At 51.7% G+C, this 18657-nt stretch carries 18 protein-coding genes and 2 tRNA genes; 7 read left to right on the top strand and 13 right to left on the bottom strand.

Going from position 1 to position 18657, the window contains the following annotated elements:
• Nucleotides 1-27: 27 nt before the first annotated feature.
• Nucleotides 28-1194 (bottom strand): hypothetical protein, encoded by a 1167-nt coding sequence (locus tag RTP97_RS11540; protein WP_312413672.1) that lies wholly within the window; start codon nt 1192-1194, stop codon nt 28-30.
• 143 nt (nt 1195-1337) lie between these two features.
• On the opposite strand from RTP97_RS11540, the gene RTP97_RS11535 reads away from it, so the two are divergent.
• Nucleotides 1338-2792, top strand: a complete 1455-nt coding sequence (locus RTP97_RS11535; protein WP_312413731.1) for an AMP nucleosidase — start codon at nt 1338-1340, stop codon at nt 2790-2792.
• Nucleotides 2793-2836: 44 nt separating this feature from the next.
• Here the strand turns inward: RTP97_RS11535 and RTP97_RS11530 are convergent.
• From RTP97_RS11530 to RTP97_RS21435, 3 genes are all read right to left on the bottom strand, one after another.
• Nucleotides 2837-2912, bottom strand: a tRNA-Asn gene (locus tag RTP97_RS11530).
• A gap of 122 nt (nt 2913-3034) precedes the next feature.
• The gene (locus RTP97_RS11525; RefSeq protein ID WP_312413729.1) at nt 3035-4471 is read right to left on the bottom strand and encodes an EmmdR/YeeO family multidrug/toxin efflux MATE transporter; all 1437 of its coding nucleotides are present in this window, start codon (nt 4469-4471) and stop codon (nt 3035-3037) included.
• 42 nt (nt 4472-4513) lie between these two features.
• On the bottom strand, nt 4514-4669 hold the full coding sequence (locus RTP97_RS21435; protein ID WP_409455939.1) for a DUF5951 family protein: 156 nt from the start codon (nt 4667-4669) through the stop codon (nt 4514-4516).
• A gap of 5 nt (nt 4670-4674) precedes the next feature.
• Here RTP97_RS21435 and RTP97_RS11520 point away from each other — a divergent pair.
• The 3 genes from RTP97_RS11520 (at nt 4675) to RTP97_RS11510 (ending at nt 6986) form a co-directional block, all read left to right on the top strand.
• A tRNA-Asn gene (locus RTP97_RS11520) sits at nt 4675-4750 on the top strand.
• Nucleotides 4751-4945: 195 nt separating this feature from the next.
• Nucleotides 4946-6331, top strand: coding sequence for a hypothetical protein (locus tag RTP97_RS11515; protein ID WP_312413669.1), 1386 nt, complete (start codon nt 4946-4948; stop codon nt 6329-6331).
• A gap of 175 nt (nt 6332-6506) precedes the next feature.
• Nucleotides 6507-6986 carry a GNAT family N-acetyltransferase gene (locus RTP97_RS11510; RefSeq protein WP_312413668.1) on the top strand — a complete coding sequence of 160 codons (480 nt, stop codon included), beginning with the start codon at nt 6507-6509 and terminating at the stop codon, nt 6984-6986.
• A gap of 131 nt (nt 6987-7117) precedes the next feature.
• Here RTP97_RS11510 and RTP97_RS11505 read toward each other — a convergent pair whose 3' ends face one another.
• The 3 genes from RTP97_RS11505 to RTP97_RS11495 all read right to left on the bottom strand — a co-directional run bounded on the left by RTP97_RS11505 (nt 7118) and on the right by RTP97_RS11495 (nt 8600).
• The gene (locus RTP97_RS11505) at nt 7118-7744 is read right to left on the bottom strand and encodes a hypothetical protein (protein ID WP_312413666.1); all 627 of its coding nucleotides are present in this window, start codon (nt 7742-7744) and stop codon (nt 7118-7120) included.
• A 227-nt stretch (nt 7745-7971) separates the two neighbouring features.
• Nucleotides 7972-8265, bottom strand: a complete 294-nt coding sequence (locus tag RTP97_RS11500) for a phage holin family protein (RefSeq protein WP_312413665.1) — start codon at nt 8263-8265, stop codon at nt 7972-7974.
• Nucleotides 8262-8600: a putative holin gene (locus tag RTP97_RS11495; protein WP_312413663.1), complete on the bottom strand. Its 339-nt coding sequence runs from the start codon at nt 8598-8600 to the stop codon at nt 8262-8264. Before RTP97_RS11495 ends, RTP97_RS11500 begins: the two co-directional genes overlap by 4 nt.
• A gap of 300 nt (nt 8601-8900) precedes the next feature.
• On the opposite strand from RTP97_RS11495, the gene RTP97_RS11490 reads away from it, so the two are divergent.
• From RTP97_RS11490 to RTP97_RS11480, 3 genes are all read left to right on the top strand, one after another.
• A complete protein-coding gene (locus RTP97_RS11490) occupies nt 8901-9752 on the top strand; it encodes a LysR family transcriptional regulator (protein WP_312413661.1) in 852 nt (283 codons plus the stop codon).
• 599 nt (nt 9753-10351) lie between these two features.
• On the top strand, nt 10352-11764 hold the full coding sequence (gene pykF / locus RTP97_RS11485) for a pyruvate kinase PykF (RefSeq protein WP_312413659.1): 1413 nt from the start codon (nt 10352-10354) through the stop codon (nt 11762-11764).
• 308 nt (nt 11765-12072) lie between these two features.
• Nucleotides 12073-12309, top strand: coding sequence for a major outer membrane lipoprotein (locus RTP97_RS11480; RefSeq protein ID WP_007374746.1), 237 nt, complete (start codon nt 12073-12075; stop codon nt 12307-12309).
• A gap of 69 nt (nt 12310-12378) precedes the next feature.
• On the opposite strand, the gene RTP97_RS11475 is transcribed toward RTP97_RS11480, so the two are convergent.
• From RTP97_RS11475 to sufB, 6 genes are all read right to left on the bottom strand, one after another.
• Nucleotides 12379-13398, bottom strand: coding sequence for a L,D-transpeptidase family protein (locus RTP97_RS11475; RefSeq protein ID WP_312413656.1), 1020 nt, complete (start codon nt 13396-13398; stop codon nt 12379-12381).
• Between the two features lie 99 nt (nt 13399-13497).
• Entirely contained in the window at nt 13498-13914 is a 417-nt protein-coding gene (gene sufE, locus RTP97_RS11470) for a cysteine desulfuration protein SufE (protein ID WP_312213355.1), read from the bottom strand.
• A gap of 13 nt (nt 13915-13927) precedes the next feature.
• Complete coding sequence (gene sufS, locus RTP97_RS11465; protein ID WP_312413654.1) at nt 13928-15148, bottom strand: cysteine desulfurase SufS; 1221 nt, start codon at nt 15146-15148, stop codon at nt 13928-13930.
• On the bottom strand, nt 15145-16416 hold the full coding sequence (gene sufD, locus RTP97_RS11460; protein ID WP_312413652.1) for a Fe-S cluster assembly protein SufD: 1272 nt from the start codon (nt 16414-16416) through the stop codon (nt 15145-15147). Before sufD ends, sufS begins: the two co-directional genes overlap by 4 nt.
• Complete coding sequence (sufC, locus tag RTP97_RS11455; RefSeq protein ID WP_312213352.1) at nt 16391-17137, bottom strand: Fe-S cluster assembly ATPase SufC; 747 nt, start codon at nt 17135-17137, stop codon at nt 16391-16393. Before sufC ends, sufD begins: the two co-directional genes overlap by 26 nt.
• A gap of 17 nt (nt 17138-17154) precedes the next feature.
• Complete coding sequence (sufB, locus tag RTP97_RS11450) at nt 17155-18654, bottom strand: Fe-S cluster assembly protein SufB (RefSeq protein ID WP_312413649.1); 1500 nt, start codon at nt 18652-18654, stop codon at nt 17155-17157.
• Between the last annotated feature and the right edge of the window lie 3 nt (nt 18655-18657).

The raw sequence follows: 18657 nt of genomic DNA, 5'->3' as shown, positions 1-18657 counted from the left end.
ACAAACCGGCCGTTCTGGCCGGTTTTTTTATAGGTTGATAGGACAGACGGCGGCGAACTCCGGGTGCTGCTCCGGCTCTGGCTTATACTGCTCCAGCCGCTCAAAGAGCGTTTGCACCACCTCCAGCCGCTCCCTTTGCGTGGCATACTCTCTCTGCTGTAGAGCGTTCTGGGTTAAATTGTCTACCAGTACCTTCGCCTCAGCTGCCGCCGCGCTACGCAGGGTGGGCGGATAGACAGGATCCAACGCGATATCAATATTCATGTCCGTCTGCAGCTGGTTGCTATTGACGACGATTGGGCTTTCCGGCGGGAACGTTGCAGAAACCAGACGGTGGCCTAGGGTGACCAGCTTGATGTTGTAGTCCTGACGGGAACGATCCCGAGGTCTGGCAAGATCGACCAGCTGCACGATATCGGCAGCAAAGGCAACCGCTTCGCGATCCGGCTGGTCAAACTGGGCCTGCGCAACCGAGAGCATCAAAAAGGCCAGCCCCACCGCCTGTTTGGCCTGTGTTTCTGCACGCTCGGCTGTAGCAAACCCCAGGCCGAGCACCACTAACCGTCGCGCCTGCCGCAGGTTGGCCTCATCCAGCCCCGTATCGCTTTTCAGCAGAGGATAGCGTTTGATAAATTCCAGCATCGCCTTCATACCGGCACCATCCTGCTGAATTTGATTCAGGCCATGTTCCAGCAGATGGATACGCTGTCGGGCAACGGTGCACATCAGTTGGGCGATATCATGCTCCACGCTGACCGTCGCTGAATAAGGGGGAAAACAGACCTTCTGGTAGTGCGCAATAGTTAGCCTGTCCGCCTCTTCACGTTGCCAATCGGTAAAGACGCCGTTATCCGGATCGCTGGCCCACGCCCAGGCGAAGCGTGCCTCTGCCAGCAGCCAGGCCGGAGGTGCCTCCATCTCTTCGATCTGTGCCAACGCGGCGCCTGCCTGCTGCCGATAAACCGTTCTGTCTAAGCCCGCTTCGGCTGCCACGTCGCCCATCAGGTAAACCTGGTCCAGCAGGCAGCGTCCACGCCCTACATCGTCTGGGCTACTGCTGCACTCCGCAGGGGGATCTGGCGGATAGAAGCCATAAGCGTACTGATTTGGCAGAGAGAGAATGCAGAGCAGAAGAAGGACGACAATGTTCTGGCTTCCATGCTGAAAAGCGAAAAGACGTTCTGTTAGCGACATTAAAAGAGACCCGGCGACGATCGGTCCCACGAGTATAGGCAGCCTGGGAGAGGCTAAAGTATGAAATTACCCCACCCTTTTGTTTCACATTCGTGTGACATACTATCGTGTATGTCAGCACACCCGTGAACAAGGAGATAATGATGTATAACAAGGGCGAAGGTCTGACGCCGGAGCAGGCGTTGGAGAAGCTTGACGCGCTCTATGAGCAGTCGGTGAACGCACTCCGCGACGCCATCGGCGCATTTATTGAAAAGGGCACGCTACCCGATACCCTGACGCGAGCCCAGGGCAAGTTTGTCTATCCTGAGCTGTCGGTCTCCTGGGATGGCAATACCACCAATCCGCCAAAAACCCGCGCCTATGGTCGCTTTACCCACTCCGGTCGCTACACCACTACCATCACGCGTCCAGGGCTGTTTCGTTCTTACCTGCTGGAGCAGTTAACTCTGCTCTACAATGATTATGGGGCCGTGATTGACGTTGGGCCATCCCAGCATGAGATCCCCTACCCCTACGTGATTGATGGCTCAGCGTTGACCCTGGATCGCTCCATGAGCGCGGGACTGACCCGCCACTTCCCGACCACCGAGCTGGCACAGATTGGCGATGAGACCGCTGACGGCCTGTTTCACCCGACTGAACTCTATCCGCTGTCGCACTTTGACGCCCGTCGGGTCGATTTCTCGCTGGCTCGCCTGCGACACTACACCGGTACGCCTGTTGAGCATTTCCAGCCCTTCGTGCTCTTCACCAACTACACCCGCTACGTGGATGAGTTTGTGCGCTGGGGCTGTAGCCAGATCCTCGATCCCGATAGCCCCTATATTGCGCTCTCGTGTGCGGGAGGAGTCTGGATCACCGCCGAGACAGAAGCACCGGAAGAGGCTATTTCCGATCTGGCATGGAAAAAGCACCAGATGCCCGCCTGGCATCTGATCACCGCCGATGGGGAGGGTATTACGCTGGTGAATATTGGTGTTGGCCCGTCGAATGCCAAAACTATCTGCGATCACCTTGCCGTACTGCGCCCCGCGCTATGGCTAATGATTGGCCACTGCGGCGGCCTGCGTGAAAGCCAGTCTATTGGCGATTACGTGCTGGCGCATGCTTATCTGCGCGACGATCATGTGCTGGACGCGGTACTGCCGCCGGATATCCCGATCCCCAGCATTGCTGAGGTGCAGCGCGCGCTCTATGACGCCACCAAGGTGGTCAGCGGTATGCCCGGTGAGGAAGTTAAACAGCGGCTGCGTACCGGGACGGTAGTGACCACTGACGATCGCAACTGGGAGCTGCGCTATAGCGCCTCAGCCCTGCGTTTTAACCTGAGCCGTGCGGTAGCAATCGATATGGAGAGTGCCACCATTGCCGCCCAGGGCTATCGCTTCCGCGTGCCGTACGGCACCCTGCTCTGCGTTTCTGATAAACCGCTGCATGGCGAAATCAAGCTGCCGGGCCAGGCGAACCGTTTTTACGAGGGGGCGATTTCCGAGCATTTGCAAATTGGGATCCGGGCGATTGACCTGCTGCGCGCCGAGGGCGACCGCCTGCACTCGCGTAAGCTGAGAACCTTTAACGAGCCACCGTTCCGGTAAGTAGAAAAGCAAAAAGCCCGCTAAAAAGCGGGCTTCTTTAAATTTGGCTCCTCTGACTGGACTCGAACCAGTGACATACGGATTAACAGTCCGCCGTTCTACCGACTGAACTACAGAGGAATCGTGTGAACGGGGCGAATATTAACGGCGGGGATGGGGCTTGTCAAAGGGTGATTTAAAAAAATCGTCCGATTGCCCAATTATTCCCCAGGCCGCACAAAAAACAGCAACACTGCGATGGTTTACTGTGTTTTTTGCCGTTTGGCACGTGGATATTTCCATAACCAGCGACCGCTGATCATACGCCAGTAAAAAAGCACCCCGCGCACCGCCCAGTCGAGGAACATCCCTAGCCAGACGCCAACCACGCCCATCCCCAGCACCACGCCCAGCGTATAGCCTGCAACAACGCGGCAGCCCCACATGCCGAGCATGGAGACCCACATCGCAAAGCGAGCGTCACGCGCGCCCTTCTGCCCTGCCGGCAGCACCCACGAGGCTGCCCAGATCGGCATAAAGGCGGCGTTAAGCCAGAGCAGAATTTTCACGACCTCTTGCACATCCGGCTCCGGGGTGTAGAACGAGGCCAGCAGCCCCGCAAACGGCGCGCTGAACCAGGCGATACAGGTCAGGCCAATAGTCGAAAGCCAAAAAACATGGCGCAGCTGGCGTTCGGCCTGGCCGATCTGCCCTTTACCCAGCCGCCTGCCGGTGATGATCGTTGAAGCAGAGCCGAGCGCATTCCCCGGCAGGTTGATCAATGCCGCCACGGAGAAGGCAATAAAGTTACCGGCGATAACGTTAGTGCCCATTCCCGCTACAAAGATCTGCGTCAGCAGCTTGCCGCTGTTAAAAAGCACTGACTCGATGCTGGCCGGAACGCCAATCCCCATCACCTCCCAGATAATGGCGAAATTAAGCGGCTTAAAATAGCTTTTGAGGGTAATTCGCAGCGCCGGGTTGAAGCCAATCATCAGCACCCAGATAATCGCCACCGCACCGATATAGCGGGAGATAGTCAAACCCAGTCCGGCTCCGGCAAATCCCAGTCCAGGCCAGGAGAAGACGCCGTAGATCAGTGCGCTACTGATAATGATATTGAGAATGTTCATACCGCCGTTAATCAATAACGGGATTTTGGTATTCCCTGCCCCGCGCAGCGCCCCGCTGCCGATCAGGGCAATCGCTGCCGCCGGGTAGCTAAGCACCGTCAGCTCCAGATAGGTCAGCGCCAGCGCTTTAACCTCCGGCGTCGCCTCTCCTGCGACAACGTCAATAATCTGCGCGCCAAAGTAGTGAATGACCGCCGCAAGTACCGCCGCAAACAGGGTCATGATCACCAGCGACTGTCGCGCTGCCGCCCGTGCCCGCCGCCGATCGCGCTTGCCCAGGCTGAAGGCGACAACCACAGTGGTCCCAAGGTCAATCGCGGCGAAAAATGCCATCACTACCATATTGAAGCTATCGGCAAGGCCTACGCCTGCCATCGCCTCTTTACCCAGCCAGCTGACCAGAAAGGTGCTAAGCACCCCCATTAGCAGTACGCAGGTATTTTCCAGAAAAATAGGTACCGCCAGCGGAGTGATCTCACGCCAAAAAAGGACTCGGTAACTATTGCGTTTTTTATACCAGGACGTGCGTACGACGGCCTGTCGTAGAGCGGCAGTGACGTTCAAAATGGACCTTAGCGAGAGTGCGAGAGAGAAAGTTGAAACTTCATTTCAAATGATGAGGGAGAAATGCCGATCCTGCAAAGTATTTTGCGCAGATTTTGTTGCGAAAAGCATCAGAGTGGTGAGAGAAGCAGCAGACAAACCCTGTTGATTAAAATGGGGTTTGACAAAAATTTTTATGCCGCTAATATTCGCTGCGTTCACACGATTCCTCTGTAGTTCAGTCGGTAGAACGGCGGACTGTTAATCCGTATGTCACTGGTTCGAGTCCAGTCAGAGGAGCCAAATTCTAAAAACCCCGCTTCGGCGGGGTTTTTGCTTTCGATGCATCGCCAGCCGCTCTGTGACTCTCGCTAAATACGCATTTGTTATCATCCTAAGCAGCGCAATTAAGAGTCAATTTACCTACTCCTGCCGTGACAAAGTGAGTTTCCGGGTGATCTGTTCATCGGGAATTCATTCAAGCAACAGGAGTCATTTATGTCACTTAATTTTCAAGCCTATCGAGATATGATTTTTTACAGCGAAACCGATTTTCAGGGCGATGCAGTGAGCGTCCCCGCCCATGAAGCGTTATCGCTATTTTCTAACAGCGTCTGGAGTTATCGCTCTGTAAAAATTAATGGTTATAAATTTTATGCAAACGTACGTTATAATACAGGAGATGAACAATATTATAACTTTTTCAGAAAAGAATTTTTTGTAAATGAAGATATAGCAGATTTAACACGCCTGACCCAGGGCATAGATGGAGTCGTCAGCGTAGATGCAGCGGTTTTGTTAACCGATGATATCATTGTCAGCATGGACGTTATTAACAAAATGCGTGGCTTTGAAACAATCATCAAGACCACACTTTCAGCGCCATTTACTCTGGATACTCAGTGCGCTTTTAATGATACGCAGCAAGGTACGCCTGCCGTGCTGGCAATATTAAATGCGGAGAGTTTGTTGTCTTCTACAGCGATTGTCGCCCCAGAGGCATCCAGTCTGGAATTCCCGCAAGCAGACAAATCATCTTACGGCGAATTTGATGAGATAACAGTAAGTTACGACCCTTCAAAAGGAACCATTACGCTCTTTCCTGATTTTACCGACCTGCCAGCAACCATTGAAAAAATAGACCAAAACCACTTTATTGTACATTTTGAATACCTTGTGACGGACTATAGCCACTGTTACGCTTATGATCAGGAAGAGTATCGAGGGAATATCGAGACCTGTATCAATGCAGTTACCTTTGATTTAAAAGATAGTTATAACAACTGGTTTTATAAATCAGTGAGCATTTACAGTGCTTACAACGCGTCCTTTTTATGGTTTAACACGCCTTATCCGGAAGGGGGTGTTGATTTTAACTTCAACCAGTATCGAAATCTTATTACCAATCAGGGTGTCGATAATGTTCCTGCTGCATTGAATAATACCCTGGCAACCTCTGTTCAGGCCCTGTTTGCTACAGATGTAATCCCTGTTTTTATTCGTTTGAATAATGCTGCCAATCCTGGCTACTGGCAAGGTTTTGTTTTGCAAAGCACTTTTATTACTCCTCTTTTACAACTCCACCTCAATCAGTATGTAAGTTTCTGCATGAGTAAGCCAGATACCCAACCGGGGCTGCTTTGCCCGGTAAGCTATGCGGCTTCTGGCTCCCAGGAGTGCGACCTCCGCTATGGGTCCTTAAGCGAAGACGGATCGGTGGTCACATGGTCAGGTGAGTGCGGAATAGTGGTTGAGCAGACATCATCCGGTGAGCTGAACGTGACGCTTAATTCAGATGCCCCCACGGACTGGGTTATTCGTGCTGTTACCCGTGAGGATGATGGCTGGTATGTTGATCTGACAGGTTCAGTTCAGTCAGCATAAATTCCGTCGCTTGCCAGTTAATAGACTGCGTAACAATAACCAGCAGTCGGTAACCGGTACCGGCTGCTGCATTAACGCATCTATCCTACTCACGGACGTGCTGCATAAATGTTAGGTATCCTTTATGCTGAGTACCAGCAATTTGCTTCAATACATAAGATCACAGGAAAAACGGATGAGTATCACGATTCGCCAGGCACGCCCGACAGACGCTAATGCTATTTACGACATGATCTATGAGCTAGCGGTATACGAAAAAGCACCGGAAGAGGTAGTGACTACGCCCGAGGAGATCGGCAAAACGCTGTTTGATCCGGAAAGCAAAACCGAGGCGTTAATCTGTGAGATCGATGGAAAAACGGTGGGCTATGCCGTTTTCTTCACCAGCTACTCCACCTGGCTTGGGCGTAACGGCATCTACATGGAGGATCTTTATATTTCTCCGGAGTACCGCGGTAAAGGTGCCGGCAAAGCGCTGCTGAAATATATCGCTCAGTGCGCGGTTACCCGGCAATGTGGCCGCCTGGAGTGGAGCGTTCTCGACTGGAACCAGCCCTCTATCGATTTTTACCTCAGCATCGGCGCACTTCCGCAAAGTGAATGGGTACGCTACCGCCTTGATGGCGATGCATTGCTGAAATTTGCAGAAAAATAGATCGTAAAGCCAGGCTTGCCTCCGCAGGACTGGCGCGAATACAGCTGCCCGCTACTCTATAAACCCTGTCCGTCTTATCTCCCGAAGCAGAATGATAATAGAGTCTTAAATGAGACACGTAAGCTGACCTATTATTTGTAATAAATTTTTTCAAGGCTGCTGGCGATCCCCACGGTGTAACGATAAACACAGCGATGTTCAAACTCGTTATAGAACATAATGACTGCTTGATTAGTCGCTATTTTTGTGACGCTAAATTTTTGCCCACACGCCTGGGGATGGTGGAAGAAATCATAGCTCACACACTCTTTAATCAGCGCGGTCGGACAGAGCTCTCGTAGCGTTTTGACGTCATACAGGCTGAGACTTATCCGGCCTTTAGCAAGAGAGATCTGCGAGAGCAGTAAAACATTTTCGAACTGTATGACTGTAGGCAACGTATTGTTTTCTATCCCTGCAAAGTTTGACTGCAATAGATCGACCCGCTCTACAACGAACGCGTCGTCGAAGCTGAGCAGATAAGTTCCAGAATGTTTATGCTGCCGATCGAACCACGCCAGCCATGTAATCATAATCGTGTTTGTTACCTGTTCCTGAACAAACCTGACATCCTGAACAGGATAATCACAACAATAGATATCATGAATATACCCATTTTCAGCAACCTTTATTATTGACTGACCATGAACCTCAGAAACGTCACAAATTAGCGTTAAAGTGTTACCATGATGATAAAATATATCGCGGTGAATATTCATTCATTTATCATCCTAATCTAAATAGTGAATTTACGCGGGCAATCTCAATGGTTTTATACTAAATTATTTCTCGGATATATATATTAAAAAACATTAATCACAAGAAACCATTACGTAAAGCATATAATTAACACCCAGCATGTCTTAGCCGGTCATAACAAGCACGTTTATACATTGAAAGCCGGAGATTATGTAGTTATTATTATGTTTCCACAGTGAGACAGGTGTCATATGTTTACTTTGTTTCTTTTTCCTTTGATTAAAAAGGCCAGATCGCCATCAACGGAAAATATAGCGATACAAAAAAGAATATTGATAACCATTTGTGCCAGCTCGGCAAGTTTGAAATGACCATGAAAGATCCATACGATAAGCGCGCTGCAGGCTACGGCCAGCGCCCATGTCATCCAGGAGTAAGCGGGGTGTTGCGATGAATGAACCACACAGGTAAAGACAATCTTAGCGATAATCAGCCCTGCGGAAATAATATTAATTACGTAGCTAAAATAGAGAATGCTCATTTTTCACCTTTTCTAAAGTTATGATCAAAAATTGACCCAGTCTTTTTAGGCCGAGTAGTGAGGTACATGAGTAATCGAACCGCCGCCGCCGCGCTGACAACCGCCCCCACTACGGGCGGCACATCGAGCCCGAGTCCCAGCAGCTTACTGCTTAATTGAGATAATACCTGGGCAGAGAACTCTGAACAGATCAGGCCAATCATCATCGAAGCGGCGAACAAGAGTACCCGTGCCCAGACGGCAAAATCGATAGCAGAAACCACAAAAATGATACTGCCAGCAAAAGCGGCGATAAACGTATCCGGATCATGGCTAATAATAGTTGAGAGAGCCATAAGTATTGCCACCTGTAATGGCTTTGGGCCATTGATAATGTTTAAATGCATTGTTACTGTCGTCAATTAATCCTGCCCCTTCGTAGGCTGTAGTGACCGATGATATTGCCATCCCGATTTAATAGTGTTCATAAATTACCTAGAGTTAATCGAAAAATGATGTTATCACGCATCATATTTAACTTTAATTTAAAAACTATAATGGTCTGGCAAATGACATTACACCTTTTAATCAATATAGTTTCAGATGTACTGCAATCGTATGGACCTGACTCTCATTTTCACATCGGAGAAAACCGGATGGGCGCATTACTTGCTAAAAAAATGAAATATTTTATGGTAACGATGGAAGAGCGCAATTTTGCTAAAGCTGCGGAAGCACTCTGTATCACTCGTTCCCCCTTAAGTAAAGCCATATGCGAACTGGAAGACTACCTGGGAGGTAAACTGTTTACCCGCGCTTACAATAGTCTTGAGCCTACTGAGCTTGCTTTTGACTACTATCAGAAGTGCAAGCCTATTTATGAGATGATTCTGGCGCTCGAAAATGAATGCCGCTCAGTAAATGTTGATATCCCTTTAACAATTATTTTTGATATTAGTGTACCTGAACTGCTGTACCAACAGATCGTTATGGCAATGAAGAGTGAAAATCTCATCTTTAATTGTGAAAGATATGTTATTAACTTGTCTGATATTGATGAGGTTGCTCGCAAGCACATGATTATTGTTTCGCTGCGTGAGGTCGCTTCTAATACGAACTGTGAGGTAGATAAATGGCAGGGTGATGAAATTGTGATCTGTAGGTCGGTGCACTGTCAGTCTAAAAGTGATACGCCACGTATCTTTATTTGGAAGGATCTAACCTCAAATTATCTTCAACGTAGCTTTTCCCAGGTAGTGAAAGGCTACTTTACCGACGTTGTTTTTATTGAACATAATCTCAGCCTTACCGGTCTCCTTTATAACATCCGAGTCGGCAAGGGGTGCTCACTATTAACGAGAAAAATGGCGACGATGTTTAAAGTTGACGGGGTAGAATACATTCCGGTTAAAGACATAAAGCCCATGATTTACATGTACCATACAACCGATAAAAAAATGAACAAAATTGTCATGCAGATCAAATCAATAATAAATAATTTCATTTAGGTCAGCGCTATAAACATGAAGCGAGTTAACCCTCGCTTCACTGGTGAAATTTTCACTCACCGTACTTTAATAAAAGTTATGTGTTCCCAATGCGCTAACATAATATATGTTAATATTAATAAATGTATTATTGCCGCCCTGGTCAGTATGCTATAGGCAATTTACTACTATAATTAGCCACGTTATCCAGATGAACATTCATCACTATGATATCTGTAGCGATGCCCAGCGTACGTGACGCGTTGAGCACCGCCTGGTTTTCGACAATACTTAACACCTTGATCACACTTCGTTGTGAAACTGCCTGGAACACTTTTGAAACGGTGTTTTCATTTTCCTTTTGCACTTTTTTCAGCGTATAATGGGTGCCTGGTCGCTATTGAATGGTTTCAGCTCATTGAACTGTAAAATTCAACTATCACATCGCATACTCCCGTTTTGGGCTGAAACTCAAGCACACATTACTCTGCACGCTCTTTTGATGTCACCTATCCTTAGGCTGTGGCATCGCAACTTTCGCAACACAGGTTTGACTCCGCGGCGGTGCGCCCCCGGAGCGCTATTCTCCTATCCTTCACAACTTAAAGACTAAGACTGTCATGAAAAAGACCAAAATTGTTTGCACCATCGGCCCGAAAACCGAATCCGAAGAGATGTTGACCAAAATGCTGGACGCCGGGATGAACGTTATGCGTCTTAACTTCTCTCACGGTGACTATGCAGAACACGGTCAGCGCATCCAGAACCTGCGCAACGTGATGAGCAAAACCGGTAAAAAAGCCGCCATTTTGCTGGATACCAAAGGACCGGAAATCCGTACCATTAAGCTGGAAGGCGGCAACGACGTCTCTCTGAAAGCAGGCCAGACCTTCACCTTCACCTCCGATAAATCCGTCGTCGGTAACAACGAAATCGTCGCTGTGACCTATGAAGGTTTCACTACCGACCTCTCCGTCGGCAACACCGTGCTGGTTGACGATGGCCTGATCGGTATGGAAGTGACTGCTATCGAAGGCAACAACGTTGTCTGTAAGGTACTGAACAACGGCGACCTCGGCGAAAATAAAGGTGTGAACCTGCCGGGCGTCTCTATCGCCCTGCCTGCGCTGGCCGAGAAAGACAAACAGGATCTGATCTTCGGCTGCGAACAGGGCGTCGATTTCGTTGCGGCCTCCTTTATCCGTAAACGTTCTGACGTTGTTGAGATCCGCGAGCACCTGAAGGCGCACGGCGGCGAAAACATTCAGATCATCTCCAAGATCGAAAACCAGGAAGGCCTGAATAACTTCGACGAAATCCTCGAAGCGTCTGATGGCATCATGGTTGCCCGTGGCGACCTCGGCGTAGAGATCCCGGTTGAAGAGGTTATCTTCGCGCAGAAGATGATGATCGAAAAATGTATCCGGGCGCGTAAAGTGGTGATTACCGCCACGCAGATGCTGGACTCCATGATCAAGAACCCGCGTCCAACCCGCGCTGAAGCAGGCGACGTAGCCAACGCCATCCTTGACGGTACCGATGCTGTGATGCTCTCTGGTGAATCTGCCAAGGGTAAATACCCGCTGGAAGCCGTGACCATTATGGCGACCATCTGTGAGCGTACCGATCGCGTGATGACCAGCCGTCTGGACTTCAACAACGACAGCCGTAAGCTGCGCATCACCGAAGCCGTCTGCCGTGGTGCGGTAGAGACTGCTGAGAAACTGGAAGCACCGCTGATCGTTGTAGCAACCCAGGGCGGCAAATCGGCTCGTGCAGTACGTAAATACTTCCCGGATGCTACCATTCTGGCCCTGACCACCAATGAACAGACTGCCCGTCAGCTGGTGCTGAGCAAAGGCGTGGTCGCCCAGCTGGTGAACGAGATCGCTTCTACGGATGATTTCTACCTGCAAGGTAAAGAGATTGCGCTGGAGAGCGGCCTGGCACAGAAAGGCGATGTGGTTGTGATGGTATCCGGTGCTCTGGTCCCGAGCGGTACAACTAATACCGCTTCTGTACACGTACTGTAATTATTAACAGCTCTATTAATTTACATTAAAAGCGCCCTCAGGGCGCTTTTTTTATTCCATCAATAGCCACTATCAATAGAAATGCAAATCGGCTTAAACTATTTAACGTCGTATTTCATAAGATATATCCGATGAAAGTGGTCTGTTTTCACACAGTTTTTTTGCCTCCCCCACAAAAGTCGATGCATCTTTGAGCGAACGATCAAATTTAGGGGTATTCCCATCAAAAAAATATTCTCAACATAAAAAACTTTGTGTAATACTTGTAACGCTACATGGAGATTAACTCAATCTAGAGGGTATTAATAATGAATCGTACTAAACTGGTACTGGGCGCGGTAATCCTGGGTTCTACTCTGCTGGCAGGTTGCTCCAGCAACGCTAAAATCGATCAGCTGTCTTCTGACGTTCAGACTCTGAACGCTAAAGTTGACCAGCTGAGCAACGACGTGAACGCAATCCGTTCTGACGTTCAGGCTGCTAAAGACGACGCAGCTCGCGCTAACCAGCGTCTGGACAACCAGGCTCACTCTTACCGTAAGTAAGAGTTCCTGTAATAAAATGGCGCACACTGTGCGCCATTTTTTTTGCCTGCGATTTATCAGCCTCTCTGACTACTGCGTCATCATCCTGCCCGAACCTTCACTTCCTGCTGCGGTCACTGCGGAAGAACTGCTGTTGTGCGCTGAAAGCACCGCTGCCGGACCAGACTCGCTCTTTGCCACCGGCACGCTTACTGGGTAACCCGCACGCCGGAGCATGGCTTTATCAATCGTTGATCGATCCCCGCCCGCCTGGCGAATCGTGTCGCTAAAGGTCGCCGTCAGCGAAATAGGCACGGTTTGCGTATTCTCCTCCGGCAGCTGCGAGAGCGGACGGTGCACCTCAATATACTGCTTGCCGTCAGGCTCTACGGAGTACTTCACGGGTTCATTGATGATGCGCACTGGCATTCCAGTTGAGGCCTGAGAAAAGAGCGCCTGAATATCCGGCGCGGCCATACGGATACAACCCGAGCTGACGCGCAGCCCGACGCTGTCAGGGGCATTGGTCCCGTGAATGAGATATTCACCCCTGCCCTCTGCGAGACGCAGCGCAAAGCGTCCCAGCGGGTTATTAGGTCCGGCAGGAACAACGGCCGGTAGCGTGATGCCTTTCGCCTGCGAACGCGCCCGTATGCCCGCAGGAGGCGTCCAGGTAGGGTTAGGTATCTTCTGGCTTATCCTGGTCAGCGTGACGGGCGTTTCGAGCCCCTGCTGGCCAATACCGATAGGATAGACCTGCACGCTGTTTTCACCCGGCGGATAGAAATAGAGCCGTAGCTCCGCCAGGTTAATCACAACGCCCTCCCGCGGCGTATCGGGCAGCAGCATCTGAGAAGGGATTGTCATCACTGTTCCCGGCTTCGGCACCGGCGCAATGGTATTGTTTGCTTCAATAAGCAACATCGCGGGGGTGTCAAAGTGGCGACCAATGGCCTGCAGGTTGCGATCCTGCGGCTGCACGGTATAGGTCTGATTTTGACCAATGAGACGACTGCCTGGCGGCGGCAGTAAATAATCCGCTGCATGGGCAGTTTGAATAGCGCTAAATGCGCTGATAAGGCTAACTGTTATTAGAGACGCGCGTTTCATACTGAAGTTCCCGTATTCACTGGCCCAGCGCCAGAAAGCTGAAAATTACACGAGGCGGCAAGCCACCTCGCGTAACAGGATGAAAGCTATATAAACAGTTTAGCTAATGTTGGAAGCTTTGTTACGAATTGCGCGGATCATGGCTTCCAGTCCCTGGGAGCGCGAAGGGGTTAAATGCTGAGCAAGGGCCATTTTCTCAAACCATGGGCGAACATCAAAAGCGACAATATCCTGGGCCGTCATCTGCTGATACAGAATAAAGACCACGGCGATAAGTCCTTTAACAATGGCCGCGTCGCTATCGCCCTGCAACTCGATAATGCCGCTCTCATTTTGCTGCATAACGATCCATACCTGGCTCTGGCAGCCCTGAATGGTGTTTTCCGCGCTGTGCGCCTGCTCGCTCAACGCCGGCAGACGCTGACCCAGCTCGATAATATAGAGATATTTCTCTTCCCAGTTTGCGCAGCGCGTAAAATTACGCAGCAGTCGCTCTTTATCGGGTAATTCAGCCATAACCGCTCCTTTGTTAGCCCAGCAGCTGATGAATACGTTTCAGCCCGGCTACCAGACGATCCACCTCTTCCTGCGTGTTGTAAATAGCCAGCGATGCACGACACATGGCCGGAACGTTATAAAACGCCATCAGCGGCATTGCGCAGTGGTGACCAGTACGTACTGCAACGCCGTAGTTATCCAGGAAGCTCCCTACGTCATAGGCATGATGCTTACCTAAATTGAATGCAATGACGCCCTGGCGGTGTGCAGGACCATACAGCGTGATATCTGGCACGCTCGCCATTTCAGCTAGCGCGTATTCCATCAACGACTTCTCGTAAGCCTGAATATTATCGAGGCCCAGGGTGCTGACATACTCTATTGCTGCACCGAGGGCGATAATCCCGCCGGTGTTCGGCGTCCCGGCCTCAAAGCGCCAGGGCGCTCTGGCATAGGTTGTGCCGTCCGTCAGGCTAACGGTAGCGATCATCGACCCGCCCCCTTCCCACGGCGGCATTGCCTGGAGGATATCCTCTTTGACGTAGAGAATGCCGATCCCGGTAGGCCCATAGAGTTTGTGCGCGGAGAAGGTATAGAAGTCGCAATCCAGCGCCTGGACATCAACGGTGTGGTGCATGACAGCCTGGGCGCCGTCCACCAGCACCTTCGCGCCATGCTGATGGGCAAGCGCGGTCATCTCCGCAACAGGGTTTTCGGTACCCAGCACGTTTGAGACATGAGTAATGGCCAGCAAGCGGGTGCGATCGTCAAGCAGCTCGCGCCAGACGTCCATCTGCAGCGTGCCGTCCGAATTAAGTGGAATGACCCGCAGCTCTGCGCCGGTGCGCTCGCACAGCATCTGCCAGGGAACAATGTTGGCATGGTGCTCCATCATCGTAATGATGATGTTATCCCCGGCGCGAATCTGGCTGCTGCCCCAGCTGTTCGCTACAAGATTGATCCCTTCGGTCGTACCGCGTACAAAAACGATCTCTTCCGCCGTCCGGGCATTGAGGAAACCGGCCGCCTGCGCACGCACGTTCTCCATCCGCTGCGTTGCCTCTGCGCTCAGGGTATGAATACCCCGGTGCACGGCCGCATAGCCGTGACGATAGAATTCCGCCTCGGCGTCGATAACCTGATTGGGTTTCTGCGCGCTGGCGGCGCTGTCGAGATACGCCAGCGGCACGCCGTTCACTTCACGTCCCAGAACGGGAAAGTCCGCCCGTACGTCGCTCACGGAATAGCTCATGCATTACCCCCTGCCAGGCGCTGACCGATACGACTCAGCACCTGCTGCTTTAACGCTTCGTCACTGATGGCTTCCGTCAGTTCAGCGGCAAAGGCATAGATAATCATCTGCTGCGCGGCCTGTTGATCGATACCGCGCGAGCGCAGGTAGAACATCTGTTCATCATCAATACGGCCAACGGTCGCTCCGTGGCTGCATTTCACATCGTCGGCGTAGATCTCCAGCTGCGGCTTGGTATCCACCTCCGCCAGCCGGCCCAGCAGCAGATTGTTGTTGGTCATCTGCCCGTCGGTTTTGATGGCATGCTGCGCCACGTTAATCATGCCGTTAAACACCGCCCGGCCTTTGTCGCTGACAATGGTTTTATGCAGCTGGCGGCTATTGCAGAAGCCTTTGTTATGCTCAAGCCAGGTTCGGGTATCGCATACCTCATTGTTAACCGGCATTGCCAGGCTGTTGATGCGCAGGGTGGTATTTTCACCATTGAGCTGGGTGCTGGTATTGTGGCGCAGCACCGCTCCGCCGAGCAGGAAGCTGTGGCTCCAGGCGGCGGCATCCGCAGCCATAAAGAGATCGTTATGGGCAAAGTGGTAGCTGCCCGCGTTCTCAAAGGCCAGCTTCACATGGTGCAGCTGCGCGTTCGCGCCAACGTTCATCGTCAGGCGCGAGCCGGTAAAATGGCTCCTGTCGTTCAGGCTGACATAGTGCTCATAAATTGTCGCCTCTGCGCTCTCGGCCAGCTCAAGGTGGTGCCGGTAGTGAGCGGTATTCATCTCATCACCGTCCAGCCCCTGAGTAATGTGCATTAAGAGCAACGGCTTAGCAGGCCGCTGGTTACGCGCCACGCGAATGTGCGTCACGCTCGTCGCGAGGCTTTCGGTCAGATGTAAAAAGACCTCAGACTGAACCGGCGCGGGCAGCGCGCTACGCTCGTCGCCGATCGTCACGCTATACCCGCTGTTATCCAGGCTGTCGCTCAGGTCCGCATCAAACTGTCCGTCAATAAAGACCAGCCGCAGAGCATCTACCGGCAGCGCCAGCGCATCACGCTGTTCAGCGCTAATGCGGCTGCTTTTAGCGACAAACTGGCGCTTCAGCAGTCCGTCGAGAGAGGTATATTTCCAGTCTTCCTGTTTGCGCGTCGGCAGGCCTAAGCGCAGCATCTGCTGTAGGTGCTGCTCGGCCTGCTCGGATCGGGTCTCGCCCCGGGCTTCAAACAGATGATGCCACTGCTGCAGCGCGTTACTGCTGTTCGGTAAGCCAGCCATAGCCCTGCTCCTCCAGCTGTTTGACCAGCGTAAAATCGCCTGATTTGACAATGCGCCCCTGATAGAGCACATGCACATAGTCTGGTTTGATGTAGTCGAGGATACGCTGGTAGTGCGTCACGATGATAAAGGCACGCTTGTCATCACGCAGGGAGTTCACGCCGTCGGCGACGATTTTCAGCGCATCGATATCCAGACCAGAGTCGGTTTCATCCAGAATACACAGCTCCGGTTCGAGCACCGCCATCTGCAGAATGTCATTACGCTTTTTCTCACCGCCGGAGAAGCCGACGTTGACCGAACGCGTAAGCAGATCTTCTGGCATCTTCAGCAGCTTGATCTTCTCTTCCATCAGGTCCTGGAAGTCGAAACGGTCCAGCTCCTCCTGGCCACGGTGCTTGCGTACCGCGTTAAGGGCAGTTTGCAGGAAAAACTGATTGCTGACGCCGGGGATCTCTACCGGGTATTGAAAGGCCATAAAGACGCCTTCGCCCGCGCGCTCCTCTGGATCCAGCTCCAGCAGGTCTTTGCCTTTAAACTCAACGCTGCCGCCGGTGACCTCATAGTCTTCCCGGCCGGCGAGGGTTGCTGACAGCGTACTTTTACCGGAGCCGTTGGGTCCCATAATGGCGTGTACTTCGCCAGGGCGGACTTCAAGGCTCAGGCCGCGCAGGATCTCTTTATCTTCAACGGATACCTGTAAATCTTTAATACTTAACATAGGGATTCCCTTATTCCTTAACCGACGCTGTGTTCAAGGCTAATTGCCAGCAGTTTTTGGGCTTCTACGGCAAACTCCAGCGGCAGCTCAGAGAAGACATCTTTACAGAAGCCGTTAACAATCATGGAGATCGCATCCTCTTCGCTAATGCCGCGCTGCAGGCAGTAGAAGAGCTGATCTTCGCCAATGCGCGACGTGGTCGCCTCGTGCTCTAGCTGAGCGCTGTTATTGCGGCACTCGACGTAGGGGAAGGTATGCGCCCCACAGTCTGGCCCAATCAGCATGGAGTCACACTGGGTAAAGTTACGTGCGTTGGTCGCCGTCGGCATGATTTTCACCAGCCCGCGATAGCTGTTCTGGCTCTGCCCCGCCGAGATCCCTTTCGAAATGATGGTCGATTTGGTGTTCTTACCAATGTGGATCATCTTGGTGCCGGTATCAGCCTGCTGATGGCCGCTGGTCAGCGCCACGGAGTAGAACTCGCCGATGGAGTTATCGCCGCGCAGGATAACGCTTGGGTATTTCCAGGTGATTGCCGAGCCGGTCTCTGACTGCGTCCAGGACATCTTGCTGTTCTCACCTTCACACAGCGCGCGTTTGGTCACGAAGTTCAGGATGCCGCCGGTATTGTTATCCCCTGGGAACCAGTTCTGCACGGTGGAGTATTTCACCTCCGCGTCTTTATGGATGATCACCTCTACTACCGCAGCATGAAGCTGATAGCTGTCGCGCACCGGGGCCGAGCAACCCTCAATGTAGCTAACGTAGCTCCCCTCATCGGCCACCAAAATGGTGCGCTCGAACTGACCCGTTTTCTCCGCGTTGATACGGAAATAGGTCGACAGCTCCATGGGGCAGTGCACGCCTTTTGGCACATAGATAAAGGTGCCATCGGAGGCGACGGCGGCGTTCAGGGCCGCAAAGAAGTTATCATTGCCCGGTACAACGGTACCAAGATATTTCTTCACCAATTCTGGATGATCGTGGATCGCTTCCCCAAACGAGCAGAAGATAATTCCCTGCTCCGAGAGTTTTTCCCGGTAGGTGGTCGCCACGGAAACCGAGTCAAAAATGGCATCGACTGCCACTTCGCGGCCTTCACGCACCGGAACGCCCAGCTGGTTAAATGCCTCTTCCACCTCGTTGGTCAAAAAGGCATTCGCCCCCGTCTGCTGCACCGCACCCGGCTCTGACGCACAGGTATCGTCGCAGTTGCCGCAGGAGGGGGCAGAGTAGTAGCTGTAATCCTGATAGTTGAGGTTGTCGTAGTGTGCCTTGAGCCAGTGCGGCTCCTCCATGGTCAGCCATGCCCGAAAGGCATTCAGGCGGAACTCAAGCATCCATTCAGGTTCATTTCGTTTGGCCGAAATAGCCCGCACAACATCTTCATTGATGCCGTGAGCCATCTCGTCAGTTTGTAACCGAGTAAAAAAGCCCTCTTTATAGTTAAGGTGGCCTGACCAGGTCTGGACATCGTCCATTGCTTCAGTTTTATGAGACTCAGAATTACGCGACATAGT

The sequence above is a fragment of the Pseudescherichia sp. genome, assembly GCF_031998825.1.
Taxonomy (GTDB): Bacteria; Pseudomonadota; Gammaproteobacteria; order Enterobacterales; family Enterobacteriaceae; genus Pseudescherichia.
This window is presented reverse-complemented; position numbering and strand designations above follow the sequence as displayed.